At 67.8% G+C, this 14,952-nt stretch carries 11 protein-coding genes; 3 read left to right on the top strand and 8 right to left on the bottom strand.

Translation table 11 applies throughout. The features are described from left to right. Positions 1-8: 8 nt before the first annotated feature. A complete protein-coding gene (gene fusA, locus PV764_RS00820) occupies positions 9-2,057 on the bottom strand; it encodes an elongation factor G (RefSeq protein ID WP_284129305.1) in 2,049 nt (682 codons plus the stop codon). A gap of 568 nt (positions 2,058-2,625) precedes the next feature. Here fusA and PV764_RS00825 point away from each other — a divergent pair. Continuing rightward, the gene (locus PV764_RS00825; protein ID WP_284129306.1) at positions 2,626-4,824 is read left to right on the top strand and encodes a TonB-dependent siderophore receptor; all 2,199 of its coding nucleotides are present in this window, start codon (positions 2,626-2,628) and stop codon (positions 4,822-4,824) included. Positions 4,825-4,904: 80 nt separating this feature from the next. Here PV764_RS00825 and PV764_RS00830 read toward each other — a convergent pair whose 3' ends face one another. The 7 genes from PV764_RS00830 to PV764_RS00860 all read right to left on the bottom strand — a co-directional run bounded on the left by PV764_RS00830 (position 4,905) and on the right by PV764_RS00860 (position 11,846). Beyond that, positions 4,905-5,672 (bottom strand): heme ABC transporter ATP-binding protein, encoded by a 768-nt coding sequence (locus tag PV764_RS00830; protein ID WP_046272435.1) that lies wholly within the window; start codon positions 5,670-5,672, stop codon positions 4,905-4,907. Continuing rightward, complete coding sequence (locus PV764_RS00835; protein WP_046272469.1) at positions 5,669-6,703, bottom strand: iron chelate uptake ABC transporter family permease subunit; 1,035 nt, start codon at positions 6,701-6,703, stop codon at positions 5,669-5,671. Before PV764_RS00835 ends, PV764_RS00830 begins: the two co-directional genes overlap by 4 nt. Positions 6,704-6,723: 20 nt before the next feature. Further along, complete coding sequence (locus tag PV764_RS00840) at positions 6,724-7,758, bottom strand: heme/hemin ABC transporter substrate-binding protein (protein WP_421115992.1); 1,035 nt, start codon at positions 7,756-7,758, stop codon at positions 6,724-6,726. A 69-nt stretch (positions 7,759-7,827) separates the two neighbouring features. After that, entirely contained in the window at positions 7,828-9,210 is a 1,383-nt protein-coding gene (locus PV764_RS00845; protein ID WP_421115993.1) for a YncE family protein, read from the bottom strand. Between the two features lie 121 nt (positions 9,211-9,331). Next, positions 9,332-10,339 (bottom strand): alpha/beta hydrolase, encoded by a 1,008-nt coding sequence (locus PV764_RS00850; protein WP_421115994.1) that lies wholly within the window; start codon positions 10,337-10,339, stop codon positions 9,332-9,334. Positions 10,340-10,448: 109 nt separating this feature from the next. After that, positions 10,449-11,228 carry a hypothetical protein gene (locus PV764_RS00855; RefSeq protein WP_284129308.1) on the bottom strand — a complete coding sequence of 260 codons (780 nt, stop codon included), beginning with the start codon at positions 11,226-11,228 and terminating at the stop codon, positions 10,449-10,451. 57 nt (positions 11,229-11,285) lie between these two features. Further along, a complete protein-coding gene (locus PV764_RS00860) occupies positions 11,286-11,846 on the bottom strand; it encodes a TetR/AcrR family transcriptional regulator (protein ID WP_343311963.1) in 561 nt (186 codons plus the stop codon). 119 nt (positions 11,847-11,965) lie between these two features. Here PV764_RS00860 and PV764_RS00865 point away from each other — a divergent pair, with 119 nt between their 5' ends. After that, a complete protein-coding gene (locus PV764_RS00865) occupies positions 11,966-12,559 on the top strand; it encodes an NAD(P)H-dependent oxidoreductase (protein ID WP_019184744.1) in 594 nt (197 codons plus the stop codon). Positions 12,560-12,627: 68 nt separating this feature from the next. Then, positions 12,628-14,907 carry a glycoside hydrolase gene (locus PV764_RS00870; RefSeq protein WP_284129309.1) on the top strand — a complete coding sequence of 760 codons (2,280 nt, stop codon included), beginning with the start codon at positions 12,628-12,630 and terminating at the stop codon, positions 14,905-14,907. The last annotated feature ends 45 nt before the right edge of the window (positions 14,908-14,952 follow it).

Consider the following 14,952-nt stretch of genomic DNA (forward strand, 5'->3'; position numbering starts at 1 on the left):
TTTGGCCGTCAGGCCGTCTGCGCCGCTTCATACCCGTTCAAGCGCATGTCGCTGGACGCGCGCCCCTGGGTCAGCGAGCGCAGCGACGTGGTATAGCCACCGAGCCGCGCCAGCGGGGCATAACCCAGCACCTCGGTCTGCCCATCCTGGTCCTCGATCGAGGCCACCCGTCCACTGCGGCGGTTGAGGTCGCCGACCACATCGCCGACGTTGCCCGACGGCGCGTGGATGGCGATCTCCATCACCGGTTCCAGCAGCTGCGTGCCCGCCTGGGCCAGCGCCGCTTTCACCGCTTCACTGCCGGCGCGATGGAAGGCCATGTCCGAGGAGTCCTTGACGTGGGTCTGTCCGTCCACCAGCGTCACCTCGACACCGACCACCGGATGCCCCAGCGGACCTTCGCCCAGTGCGGCACGCACGCCCTTCTCCACCGCATTGACGAACCCACGCGGAATCGCGCCGCCCACGGTGCGATCGACGAAGGTCACCTCGCCATCCTCGCGCGGGGCGATGTCGATCAGTACCTGGGCGAACTGGCCCTGGCCACCGGTCTGCTTGGCGACCTTGCCTTCCACCCGTTGCACGGCGCGCTTCGGCGTTTCCTGGTAGGCCACGCGTGGCTCGCCGGTGCGGATGTTGACGCCCCACTCCGTGCGCAGGCGCTCGACCATGACCTCCAGATGCAGTTCGCCCATGCCCCAGATCAGGGTTTCACCGCTGTCCGCATCGGTCTCGACGCGGAACGACGGATCCTCCTGCGCCAGGCTGGCCAGGCCTTGGCTGATGCGGATCAGGTCGGACGCCTTTTCCGCGGTCAACCGCCACGCCAGCACGGCCTGCTGCGCCTGGATCGTATCGAGCAGCAGCGGGCGCGAGGGCGCACTCAGCGTTTCACCGCTGACCGCATCCTTCCAGCCCAGCACCGCCACGATGTCACCGGCCACGGCCTGCTTGATGTCGTGGGTCTGGTCGGCCTGCACCCGCACCAGGCGGCTGACGCGTCGCCCGTGTGCGTGCTGCGAGCTGGCCAGTGCGTCGCCCACCTTCAGCGTGCCCGAGTACACCCGCACGAAGCTCAGCGCACCGTGGTTCTGGTGCGTGATCTTGAACAGCAGCGCCGCCAGCGGGCCATCCGGGTCGGGCGGCAGCCGCACGTCGGTGCCGTTCTCCGTGGCGACCACCGCTGGCCGATCCACTGGCGAAGGCAGATAGTCCACCACGGCGTCCAGCAGCGTCTCCACGCCTTTGCTCTTGAACGCCGAGCCCGCCAGTACCGGCACGCCCGCACCCGCCAGCGCGCCGCGACGGATCGCCGCGCGCAGTTGTGCGTTGTCGATCGCCTCGCCTTCCAGCCAGGCCTGTGCCAGCACGTCATCGGCATCGGCCACGGCTTCGATCAGGGCCTCGCGCTGCGGCAGCCACTGGGCAGCCTCATCGGCCGTCCAGGCGTGACGCAAGGCGCCGCCCTTGTCGTCCCACTGCACGGTGCTGCGGTCAACCAGGTCCACCCAGCCGCTGAACTGGCTTTCGGTGCCGACCGGTACGCCCAGCGCCCACGGGGTGGCGCGCAGCTTCTCGCGCAGCTGCGTGAGCACGCGCTCGAACGAGGCACCGGTGCGGTCCATCTTGTTGACGAAGGCGATCAGCGGCACCCCGTGGCGACGCGCCTGGCGCCAGACCGATTCGGACTGGGGCTGCACGCCGTCCACGGCGGAGAACACCGCCACCGCGCCGTCCAGCACGCGCAGGGAGCGTTCCACTTCGATCGCGAAATCGATATGGCCCGGGGTGTCGATCAGAGTCAGGTGATGGATCGGCTCATCGCGTGGCGCCCAATGCGCCTGCACGGCGGCCGCGCCGATGGTGATGCCGCGCTCGCGCTCGATCGCCGAAAAATCGGTGGTCGCCGCGCCGTCGTGGACTTCGCCGACGCGATGGATCTCGCCGGTTTTCCACAGCAGGCGTTCGGTGAGCGTGGTCTTGCCGGCGTCGATGTGGGCAATGATGCCGAGGTTGCGCCGGAGGGAAAGGGTCTGGTACGGGGTATGGGTGTTCATGGTATGGGTCTCGCTGCCAACATCGAGGAGCCGCACGCCGCCGTTGGCTAACGGGCGTGCGGCCAGGTTTGGGGCTCGGCGATCTGGTGCATGGCACGTTCTCCTTCAAACAGTTCTGGTACGTGGAAACGAAAAGAGCGCCCGGTGGGCGCTCTGCTTGGGGTCCAGGGTGACCGGTGTTCCGGTCAGCAGCCTCGCACTCCGATTGGCAGACGCGCCCGTGCCGCGTAAACGCGGGTCAGGGTAAAAAACGTCAGAAGCGGCATCGAAGTCATGGGGTCACCTGGGGTGTAGCCGGCATTGTAGACCTCTGACGGGCCGCGACAAGCCCTCATTGGATGCATCGGCGCAACAATGAAGTCCAATTGGTCCACATGGCTGCCATGGATAGGACGGCAATGGTTGCTGCCCGTTCGAACATGCGAATGTGTCGCAATTGCGTATGCGGCGCAAATCCTTAAAATGGCGGCTTATGCGTCGCTTCGGCGACGCCCGCGAGGCCGGCACTGCCGACGAGGCATCGAGCCGGCGCCCGCGCCCCTTCCTCCGCGTTGTCGAGTTGTTGCCCATGTCCTGCTCTCTGCCCCTGAATCCGCGCCGGTTGCGCCCCAACCTGCTGGCCCTGGCCTGCGTGGCCGCCGCCCTCGTCCCCGCCGCGCACGCCCAGACCGCCACCGACCTGGATGCCGTGCGCGTCAACGCCTATCGCGCCGCCAACAGCACCAGCGGCGCGACCAAGACCAGTACCGCCCTGGCGGAAACCCCGCAATCGGTGTCGGTGATCGAGCGCGCCGAGCTCGACGCCCGCGGCGTGCAGTCGCTCAACGATGCGATGCGCTACGTCGCTGGCGTCAGCCTGGAAAGCTCGGGCATCGACAACCGCGTGGACGACTTCCGCATCCGCGGCTTCGATGCCGGCAGCTGGTCCAACAACGTCACCCTGGACGGGATGCGTGCGCCGCAGGGCAGCCAGTGGAACCGCAGCATGTTCGACAGCTGGAATCTGGAACGCGTGGAAGTACTCAAGGGTCCGTCCGCCGTGATGTATGGCCAGGTGGCCCCCGGCGGCATGGTCAACCAGGTCAGCAAGACGCCGATGCCGGACCAGGCGCAGCAGTTGCGTCTGGGCGTGGATGCGAATGGCCAGTACAGCGCCGCCTTCGACGTCGGTGCCGGCACTGCGGGCGAGGATCACCTGTTCCGCCTGGTCGGCCTGTATCGCGACGGCCAGACCCAGATCAAGCGCACCGAACAGCAGCACTGGTTCCTCGCCCCCAGCTACACCTGGCAGCTTGCCGAACGTACACGCCTGACCCTGCTGGGCATGTACCAGAAGGACGATGGCGGCTCGACCTACCAGTTCCTGCCGGCCGCCGGCACGCTCAACCCGACGGCGTCGGGCTACATGAAGAACAGCACCTTCATTGGCGAGCCGGACTGGAATACCTTCGACCGCACCCTGTGGACCGCCGGCTGGATGTTCGAGCACCAGTTCAACGACCACCTCACGCTGACCCAGAGCGCGCGGCGCACCCATGTCGATTCGCTGTTCCGCAGCGTGGTCACCTTCGGCGCACTCAACGCCGATGGCCGCACCCAGAACCGTCGCGGCGTGATGGGCACCGGCGACTCCGATGGCGACACCTTCGACACCCGCCTGCAGGCCCGTTTCAGTACCGGCGCGGTGGATCACACCGTACTGCTCGGTTGGGACTGGCAACGTGCGGACTGGGAGGGCGTGCGCAGTGCCATGAGTAGCCCGCGCCCGATCGACATCTTCAATCCGGTCTATTCGACCTACCGGCCGACAGTGACCACGGAAACCCCGACCGCCGGCATCAACCGGCAGAGCGGTGTGTATCTGCAGGACCAGCTGGCGCTCGGCAACTGGCGCATGACCCTGGGCGGCCGCTACGACTGGACCAAGGACGACAGCAGCAGCGCCAACCGCAATATCGCCACCGGCATCTCCACGCCTGGCGGGCGCAATGTGATCAAGAACGAGGCCTTCACCGGTCGCGCGGGCGTGCTGTACGTATTCGAGAACGGGCTGACCCCGTATGTGAGCTACGCCGAATCGTTCCAGCCCTCGACCAAGTCGCCGTTGGACAGCTTCACCCAGACCGCGTTCGAGCCGGTGACCGGTTCGCAGTGGGAGGCGGGGTTGAAGTACCAGCCCGCCTCGGTGGACGGCCTGGTGACGCTGTCGGTGTACGACCTGCGCCAGCAGAACATGATCGTGGACGATCCGGTGGCGTCGCATCGCAACTGCGGCGCGACGGGCACCGCGACCTGCTCGATCCAGGGCGACGAAGGACGGGTGCGCGGCATCGAACTGGAAGGCCGGATCACCCCGGTCGAGGGCTTCAGCCTGATCGGCGCCGCCTCGCGGATGGACTCGGAGATGACCCGCTCGGCGCCTTACAAGGGCAAGGAACTGGCGATGGTGCCCGATTACAGTGCCTCGTTCTGGGCGGACTACACCTTCCAGGCCGGCGCACTGCGGGGCCTGAGCCTGGCGGCGGGCGCGCGCTACAACGGCGTGAGCTACGGCGACAGCGCCAACCTGTACCGGATTCCGTCCTACACCCTGTTCGATGCGGCGATCCGCTATGACGTGGGCCAGATCGGTGGCACCCAGGTGCAGCTGGCACTCAATGCCAGCAATCTGTCCGACAAGCGTTTCGTGTCGACCTGCACCGGCGTGTCGTCGTGCTACTACGGCAGCGGCCGCACCGTGATGGCAACCGCGCGCTTCGGCTGGTAACCGACCCTCCCGACAACGGTAGTGCCGGCCGCTGGCCGGCGCCCGTCACACATTCAACGCGCCGGGAGAAATACCCGGCGCTAGGGATCGGTCACCACGACCAGCGGGACATCACGCTGCGGGTGACGCAGCACCAGCACCGGTTGCTGGTAGACCCGCTCGATATGCTCACGGGTCAGCACCTCGGTCGGTGTGCCATCGGCCGCCACGCGGCCCTGTTCCAGCAGCACGATCCGGTCGGCATAGGCGGCGGCCAGATTCAGATCGTGCAGCACCACGATCACGCAGGCGCCGGCATCGGCCAGTTCACGGACCGCGCGCAGCGTGCGTTCCTGATGGCGCAGATCCAGTGCAGCGGTGGGTTCGTCCAGCAGCAGCACCGGCGTATCCTGGGTCAGCACGCGGGCGAAGGTCGTGCGCGCCGCCTCGCCACCGGACAGATGCTCCACCTCCCGCTCGATCAAGGCGTGCAGGTCCGCACGCGCCAGCGCGTCGGCGATGCAGGCTGCGTCTTTCACCGGATCCGGCGGATGCGGCAGGCGGCCCATCGCGACCACTTCGTGCACACGGAAGGCAAAACGGACCGCATGCTCCTGCGGCATCACCGCGCGCTCGCGGGCCAGCGCTTTGGCCTTCCACGCGGCCAACGGCTGCCCCTGCAGCAGCACCTCGCCCTGCTCGGCCGCCAGATCACCTGCGGCCACCGCCAGCAGCGTCGATTTGCCCGCACCGTTGGGACCGACCAGTGCCGTCACCGAGCCGGGCAGGAAGTCCAGCGTGATGTCATCCAGGATGCGCCGCGCACCGCGGCTCAGCTGCACCGACCGCAGCTGCAACAGCGCGCTCATGAACCGCTCCGGTGGCGCTGGCGCATCACCAGCCACAGGAAGAACGGCGCGCCGAGCGCGGCAGAGAACAGCCCCAGCGGAATCTCCGATGGCGGATCGAGCGTGCGCGCGGCGGTATCGGCGACCACGATCAGCAGGGCACCGGCTACGGCCGAGACCGGCAGCAGCCAGCGATGGCCCGGACCGACCAGCAGACGTACCACGTGCGGCACGACCAGACCCACGAAACCAATCGAGCCGGCGAAGGCAACCGCAGCGCCCACCAGCAATGCACTGAAGGCAATCAGCTTGAGCCGGGTGCGTTTTACATCCAGGCCCAGGTGCTGGGCCTGGCGCTCACCGAGGGCGAGCATGTCCAGTGGCGTCGCCAGGCGCAACAGGGCGATCGTGCCGAGCACGAACACCGGCGCCACTGCGATCACATCCATCCAGTCGGCCTGGGCCAGCGAGCCCATCTGCCAGAACACCAGCGACTGCAGTTCGCTCTCGCTGGCGATGTAGGTCAGGAAGCCGATCACGGCCGAGCAGAACGCGGCGATCGCGATGCCGACCAGCAGCAAGGTCGCCGTGCCGCTGCCCTGCCCCGGCCGTGCCAGCAGGTAGGTCAGCGTGATCGCGCCACCGGCACCGGCAAACGCCGCCAGCGGCAACGTCCAGGCGCCGAAAGCACCGGCACCCAGCACGATGGCCGAGACCGCACCCAGGGCAGCGCCCTGGGTCACACCGACAATGCCGGGGTCGGCCAGCGGATTACCGAACAGGCCCTGCAGGCTCGCACCGGCCATCGCCAGTGCGGCGCCCACCATCGCGCCCAGCAAGGCACGCGGAATCCGCAGCTGCCACACCACGGCCAGATCGCGGGTGCTGACGCTGGCCGGATCGACCAGCCCCAGCTTCACCCCGATCGCCTGCAGCACCTCCATCGGTGGGAGCCGCAACGGACCCACCGCGAAGGATGCGATCACCGCGATCAGCAGACCGATCGCGGCCCAGATCAACACCGTCGCGCCACGGCGACGCGCAGGACTCAACACCGCCATGCCTTACGCCCTCACGGGCGCGGCACCGTGGCGAAGGCGGCCGCCAGCGCGACCGCGCCACTGCCGGAAGCGACGCTGGCCGATTTCAGTTCCACATCCGGCATCACCCACACGCGGTTGGCTGCGCCGGCCGGCGTCTGGCGCAGCGTCGGATACGCGCGCCACAGACCCGCCTGGCCACCGAACAGGGCCAGATCGTTCTCGGTCACCAGGATCACGTCGGGCGCCGCCGCCACCACGCCTTCATTGCTCAACGCGGAATAGTTGGCCACGCCGGCTTCATCGCCGATGTTGATGCCACCGGCCAGCGTGATCAGTTTGCCCGAGGCGCTGTCCGAGCCGGCCACCGTCGGCGCACCGCCGGCACCGGTCGCGGAAACATGGATCACGCGCGGATGCCACGCCAGCGCGGCACCACTCGCCTTGGCCGCATCCAGCTGAGACTGCACCTTCGAGGCCAGCGCTTCACCCTGCTCGGCCATGCCGACCGCCCCGGCGACCTTGCGCACCTTGTCGGCCGCCGGCTGCAGATCGTCGACGATCACCGCCGCCTCGCCCGCGCCACGCAGCTTGGCGGCCAGATCGGAATGGCGACGCAGGCTGTTGCCCAGGAACAGGGTGCCCTGCAGGCTCAACACGCCTTCCACGCCGGTGGTGCGGTTGAACAGGAATTGTTTGGGGGCCTTGCGGCCGGACTCGGTGGCCGAGCGCAGCGGCGCGGCGTACACCTGATCATCCAGGCCAAGGGCTTCGAGCACGGCGATGATGTCATCCCCACCGGCGATGATCTTCGAGGTATCGGTCACCGTCGTGGCCACGCCATCGTCGGAGGTGACCTGCGCCGGCAACTGCTGGGTGGCGCCCTCGATGTCCGGCACGTCCACGCCCACCACGCGCTGCCAACCCTCCGGCAGTGCTTCGGCGGACTGCGCGACGGGTGCCGCAGCGGCGTCGGCGGCAGGGGCGGCGGGCTCTTTCGAGCAACCGGCGATCACCGCGACCAGGGACAGGGCCAGCAGGCTGCGGCGGACATCATTGGACTTCATGGCAGTTCCTCTTCAATCAGAACGGCGGGGCTGTCTGCCCCGCCGTCAAAGCAACGCAGTGCGCTGAACTCAGTTCGCGCGGGTGCTGATGCGGGTGATGCGGTCGCCCTTGGGGTCCTGGGCATCACGCGACTTGTTGACGGCAAACACGTTGCCCTTGCCATCCTCACGCACATGGTTCGGGAAGGTGCCGCCATCCAGGTTGCCGACCACCTTGCCGTTGCCATCGACCACCGTCACCGTGCCGGCGCCGCGATTGGTCACGTAGGCCAGCTTGGAGACCGGCTCGAACGCCACGTTCAGCGCACCCGCGCCGACCGGCACGTCGTGCAGCACCTTGCCGCTGGCGACATCGACGATCAACAGGTTGTCGGTGCCCTGGGAGGCCACGTACAGGCGACCCGCCGCGGCATCATAGGCAACGCCGGAGGCGCTGATCGAGTTGCCCAGATCGATGACCTTCTCCACCTTGCCGGTGGTGGTGTCGATCACGGCCGCTTCGGGCGTGCCGATGCTGACGGTGAACAGCTTGCCGGACGCTTCATCCAGCACCAGGCTCATCGGGACGAACTTCTTGTCGTCCACGCCCGAGGCCAGGGTGATCGGCTCCAGCGGCTGCAGGGTGCGGGCATCGAACACCGAGAGATGATCCTCGCCGGCGGCCGAGGCGAACACCTTGCCATGACGTCCATCGACCACGATGTCGCGGGCATGCGGTACGGCGCCGACATCGAACTGGCGCACCAGCGACAGATCCTTCTGGCGATACACGGCCACGGTGTCCTGGCGGGTGTTGGTGACCCACACGTTGCCGTTGGCATCATCCACGCCCACGCCATACACCGCGAACACCGCACCGCCCTTGCCACCCGGAACTTCAGCCGGGGTGATCCTGGCGGTGACCTTCAGGCTCTTCGGGTCGAGCTTGAGCAGCTGCGACTGGGTCACCGGCGGGCGACCGACGGCGGCAGTGACGAACATCGCGTTGCTGGCCGCGCTGTACGCGGACTGGTACAGCCCCTGGACCAGCTTGGCCGAGGTCTGGTTGAAGTTCTGCTGGCCGCTCAGCGGCAGGTTCGGCGAAACGCGCAGCGACAACACCGTCGCCGCGGACGGCTGGCTGGCACGCACGATCACCGGCTGCTGGCCGGGCACGGCATCGGAGGGAATCGCTACCTTGCCCTTGAAGTTGCCCTCGGCATCGACCACGTACGGGGTGGCATTGAGCACCGTCTCGCCACGCAGCAGGGTGACCTGCTGGCCCGGCACGAACTGACGGCCGATCACCTCGGCATCGCTGCCCGGCACCACGTTCTGGCCGCGGCTGACCAATTCGCCGCGGAAGCCGTTGGCCGGGGCATCGAAGACAGGCTGCGCGAACAGCGACGGGCTGGCCAAGGACAGCGCGAGGGCCAGGGTGGCGACACGCGGGAGGGATTTCAGGGTGTACATCAGCAGACTCCTTCTGTTGGGGGCGCGCCGGTTGGCGCGTTGTCACAGTGCTTGCCTTGGCGTGGCCGCGGTCCGTTGCGGCGGTGGCACAAGGCCACGGAACTGCCTGGGTATCGAAAAATCAGGGCGCCGGCGCGGGCGTGCCGCTGCGATCGGCGATGCCGTACAGCTGGCTCAGCGTGGCCTTGAGCGAGGCCGGCAGCATCGGCCCATGGCCAAGGCCGGGGAACTCGCGGTACTGCACCGTCAGGCCGGGCACTTCCGCCAACCGGTTGGCCAGCTGCTGCGCGGCATCCGGGGTCGCGCCGCCGATGCGGCGCAGGTGCGCGACCACGCGCGGATTGGTCATGTCGCGCACACCGCGGTTGCCCGTGCGCTCGTCACCGCCGAGCATCACCGTCACCTGCGCCGGCTGGCTCTGGTTGTTGGCGATGAACTGGCGTTCCATGTCGCCCAGCGGTGCGCCCTGGCTCCACCACAGTGACGGGCTGGCCGACACGTAATGCTGGAAGGCGGCCGGCCGGGTATACAGCGTACTGACTACGAACAGACCGCCGAGCGAATGGCCCCACAGCGACTGCTGCTGCAGATCGATGCTCGCGCGGCGCTGCACTTCCGGCTTGATCCGGCGTTCGATCAGATCCAGAAACGCATATGCACCGCCACCGCTGGACTGCGACGTGCCGTTCTCATCGTCGGCGGTGTCGATCCATGCGGTGTAATCGCGGGTACGGGCGGGCGAATCGATGCGCAGGTCGTTGTCGTAACCGATGAACACCAGCACCGGCGCGGCGTGCGCGGCCAGGTCGGCCAGCATGGCCTGGTCCAGCACCATCGCCGCGGCATTGCCATCCAGCATGTACAGCACCGGGGCGGGCGTAGCGGCCGCCTTGGCCGGGACACCGATGTTCACGCGCCAGCGTCGGGCCTTGTCGGGGCTGTCCAGCACGAAATGTTCAAAGCGATAGCTCTGCGCCGGCTGGTCCAGCACCGTCTCGCCAACCTTCTGTTCGGGATTGCGCTGCTGCGCCGCCGCGGGCGACAACGCGGCCATGCCGATGGCGGTGGCCACGCCCAGCGTGCGCAGCCACGGCGATACGGAAGAGATCAGGGAGGAAGAAACGATCATGACAACCCGAAGCGAGAGACAGTGCTATCCCGCCAGTGTAACTCAAATGAGAATGGGTATCACTGACGTTGCGCTGAGCGCCCTGCCATCGCGCTCGCCATGCACGGGCTCAGCGCGCGCAATCGCCCGACGCCTTGCGCGCCGCGCCCACCGTCGCACCGCCCTTGCCGGCGACGGACATCCAGCCCTTAAGCGGGAAGGTGTCCGGCAGCGACGCTGCCATCGGCGCCGAGCCGATCACCAGCTCCCGCCAGGTACCCACCGGCTCCAGTTCGGCCAGCCGCGCGGCCTGGTCGTCATCGGTACTGATTACGTCATCCGCCCCGGAGGGCGCCTTGGCGGTCGTCCCGGTCTTGGTGGCCCTGATCCGCAGATCGCCACTGGTCGCACTGGTCATCGCCACCGCGTAGTGCTCCTTGCCATAGGCCCACGGCGTTTCGTGCTGCACGCTGGCGGTCTGTCCTGCGGCAGGCAGTGCCAGCGCATCGCCCGCGGCCGCCTGCACCATCGCCATGCCGCCCATCACCGCCATGTACATCCCGTACGCACGCATCTGCTTCTCTTCCTGCGTCTTCGCCTCGGGCGCGCCTGGCCAGTTCGCCTCCAGATTGAAATGCGCCTTGCCGTTGCACAGCGTCAGCACCACCGGTGTGCCCTCGCCTTCGCCCAGGCTGATCAGGCTGTCGCCGTTGCGGAACTGCTGCACATGGGCCAGCAACGACGCACCGCTCGGCGGCACCTGGTTCACCTCGATACGCGACGCCGCCTTGAGACGCTCGTTCAACGAGATCGTCGTGGCAGCAGCGGGCAGCGCTGCACCGATCGCGGCAGCAAGTACAAGCACAGGCAGGAAAACGCGCATGGCATCCAGTCCAAGAGGGCGGGACATCATACGCGTCCGGCCATCGCTCACTCGCACGCCATGGCCCCGCACCGCGCAAAGCGCTCAGCTACGCGTCACCATCGCGGCGATCGTCGCCGCCAGCTCCTGCACGGCCTGCTGCGCGGTGATATCGCCCGTGGTGGCGGCATAGGAGAGCCCTTCGGCCGCGCCCAGCATGCCCCACAATCCCGCCTGGGCCAGCACGCCCGAGGGTGCGAACGGTGACAGCAGCGCGCGGCACTGCTCGAGAAACACGACGTCGTACTCGCGCTTGATCCGTGCCAGTTCGTGCGAACCGGCCAACGCCGCGATCACGCCGGGAATCTCACGCCCCTGCTTCATGACGCAGGCGACGTAGGCATCGGCAATGACCTGCGCCTTCTCGGCGAGCGTCGGACCGCTGCCTGCAAAGCGCGCTTCCATCACCACACCCTGGCGCGCATCGAAATCCTGGTACAGCGCCGCGAGCAGACCGGCCCGCGTACCGAAATGGTCATACACCACCGGCTTGGTCACCCCGGCCTGCTCGGCCAGCCGCCCCAGGGTCAGCGCGTCGGTGCCTTCCTCGCGCACCAGCCGCCACGCTTCCTCCAGCAACTGGCGCAGGCGATCGTCGCGGGTCATGCGGCGGCGAGGCGCCACCGGAACGGCAGAGTCGAGCGGGCTTGACATCGCTATATACCAATCGTAACTTACAATTCGTAACTTACCGAAAGTATACAACCTCCTCCCCTTGGACGCCCATGCACACCCTGATCGTCACCTCCCACCCCCATCCCGACGCCCTGACCCAGGCCGTCGCCCGCCGCATCGCGGACGGTCTATCCACCGCCCCCGGCGCTACCGTGGAACTGGCCGACCTCCATGCCGAGGGCTTCGACCCCCGCTACACCCGGCACGACCTGGACGGCCACCACCGCCTGAGCGCGTTCCCGGCCGATGTACTGGCCGAACAGGCCCGCCTGGACCGCGCCGACGCACTCGTGCTGGTGTTTCCCGTTTACTGGTGGAGCATGCCGGCGCTGATGAAGGGCTGGATCGACCGCGTCTTCACGGGCGGCTGGGCCTATGACGACAGCAGCGGCCAGGGCGTGCTCAAGAAACTGGGGCACCTGTCCGTCCATCTGGTCGGCCTGGGGGGCGCCGATGCGCGCACCTGGCACAAGCGCGGCTACACCGAGGCTATGAAGACCCAGATCGACACCGGCATCTTCGATTACTGCGGCGCGCCGGTGCTCTCGTCCACGCTGCTGCTGGAGACCGACACGGGTGATGCTCAGGCCCACCTGCACAGTGCGTTCGCGCTCGGCGAGCGGATCGCGACGGCAGCGCGGTGAGCGGAGAAGACAGCACGCGATGCGACGAGGCTGAAGCACCGACACGAGCATGACGCGCCGCACGCTTCATGAATCGCGACAGCACCCCGCGCATCAACTGTGACGTGCGGCAGGCGCCGGCGACCGCCGGCGCTTTACTCTCCGGCGACCGCCTCGCCCCGCACGCCACCTTCGCCGGACCCTGCATGAAGTACTTCCTTGTTCTGTTGCTGTTGCTGCCCGCAACGCAAAGCCACGCCCTGACCTTGACCAACCCGGCGTGGCGCGTCGAGATCGATTCTGCAACGCTGGCGGTGACCGCCACCCAGGCCGACGGCACCACCACCCGCATCTCTTCGGCGGGCGACGCCGGCACGGTGTCGGCGCTGAAGCAGACCGCCGCTACCGGTCGATGGCGATGGGGCGATGCAACGCAGGTACGGGCCGAACTGGTCGGCGATACGCTGCAGATGCACTTCAACCGGACCACCGAGGGCAGCGTGCACTGGCCGCGACTGCCCGCCGGTCCGCACGCCCTGTTGCTGCCGCTGCACGAGGGCTACTACCTTCCCGCCGATGACGCCGTCTGGCGGGATGAACTGCTTGATGCCTACGGCGAGATCAACACCACCGAAGACCTTACCCTGCCCGTGATCGGCCTGGCGTGGCCGGATCGCGTGCTGTCGATCCTGTTCGCGACACCGTTCAACAACACCGTTCACTTCAGCGCCGATGGGCCAGGCGTCGCGGTCGCCGCCGAGCACCACTTCAATGCGCTCAACGTGTCTGAGCCGTATACCGTCATCGTCAGCCTGGATGCGCCGGATTGGCTGGCGCCGGCCAAACGTTACCGGGCGTGGTTGCAGGCGCAGGGCGGCTTCGTGCCGCTGAAGGACAAACTCGCCGGATTGCCGGACGGTGAGAAGCTGATCGGTGCCAGCCACCTGTATCTGTGGGGTGACCGCCTGCTGGTGGAACAGGACGTGCGCGACTGGGCGACGCTGAAGGCGCTGCTGCCACGCGCGTGGATCCAGAAGGATGACGAGGCGTTGGAGGCGTTGGCGGCCGCACACAGCGGCCCCTATGTGCAACAGGTGTTGGTGGCCGCGATCAATGCCGCGCTGGCGGAACAGTTTCCCGGTGACACCGCCCAGGCCATGCAGCAACGCCGGCACCAGCTGGATGCCACGCTGGGCACGGCGCTGCAGCCCGAGGCGTTGCGGGGCGACAGCGCGTCGCCGCGGATGATCCGCGCCCTGCAGGCCGCGGGCCTGCCGCGCCTGTGGCTGGGACTGCCGGACTGGACGGCGGGCTGGGCGAGCCCGGGCGGCGTGGAAGCAGGCGTACAGGCCGGCTACCTGGTGGCGCCGTACGATTCCTATGACACCGCCCTGCCCGACGGCAACGACAATCCGTCCTGGCTGTCGGCCCAGCTCGGGCAGGACGCGTTCGAGCGCTGCGGAATCATGAAACCCGATGGCCAGCGGATCAAAGGGTTCCAGGGCAGCGGGGTGTATACCAACGCAGCCTGTATCCGGCCATTGATGGAACGTCGGGTGCGGGACCTGCGCGCCACCACGCCCTACAACAGCTGGTTCCTGGATGTCGCAGCGACCGGCATGCTGTTCGATGACAGCGACCCGGCCAAGCCCACCCCGCAGGCGCAGGATGCGGCCAACCGCAACGCGGCCCTCGCCTGGCTGGCCGATACCCAGGCACTGGTGGTCGGCTCGGAAGTCGGCTCGGCCGTGGTCAACCGGCATATCGTCTTCGCGCACGGCGCGCAGACCGCCGGGTTTGGCTGGCGCGATCCGCAGATGCGCCGCGAGCGCGACTCGCCGTACTACCTCGGGGCGTGGGCGCCGGAGCACCAGCCTGCCTTCTTCTTCAAACAGAGCCGGCTCAAGCCCCGCTACCAGCAGCTCTATTTCAACCCGGCCCGTCGCCTGCCCTTGCTGCAGGCGGCCTTCCACGACAGCGTGGTCAGCACCCATCACTGGACCCTGGACAGCCTCAAGTTCCGCGAGAGCCGCAGCACCACCGAGCTGCTGCAGCAGCTGTACAACGTACCACCCCTGCTTAACCTCAGCGTGGCGACCGCCCCGTCACGGATCGCCTACCTGCGCCAGCTGGACGCGTTCTTCCGTCCCGTGCATGAGCACTTGTTCGACCAGGCACTGACCGACTTCCGCTGGCGCGATGCCGCCGGGCAGGTGCAGCAGACCACATTTGCCGATGGCAGCGTGATCGTGGCGAATTTCTCCGATCAACCACGACAGGTGGATGGCCGTCCGCTTCCGGCGCGCAGCGCGACCGCCCGCCTGGCAGACGGCCGTACGCTGGAGTTCATTTCGCCGGCGGGGCCGTAGGCCGGCACGCCACCAGACCTCTGCGCCCGCGGACCTGCATCCCCC

The organism is Stenotrophomonas sp. AS1, assembly GCF_048957655.1.
In the GTDB taxonomy this organism is placed as follows: domain Bacteria; phylum Pseudomonadota; class Gammaproteobacteria; order Xanthomonadales; family Xanthomonadaceae; genus Stenotrophomonas; species Stenotrophomonas bentonitica_A.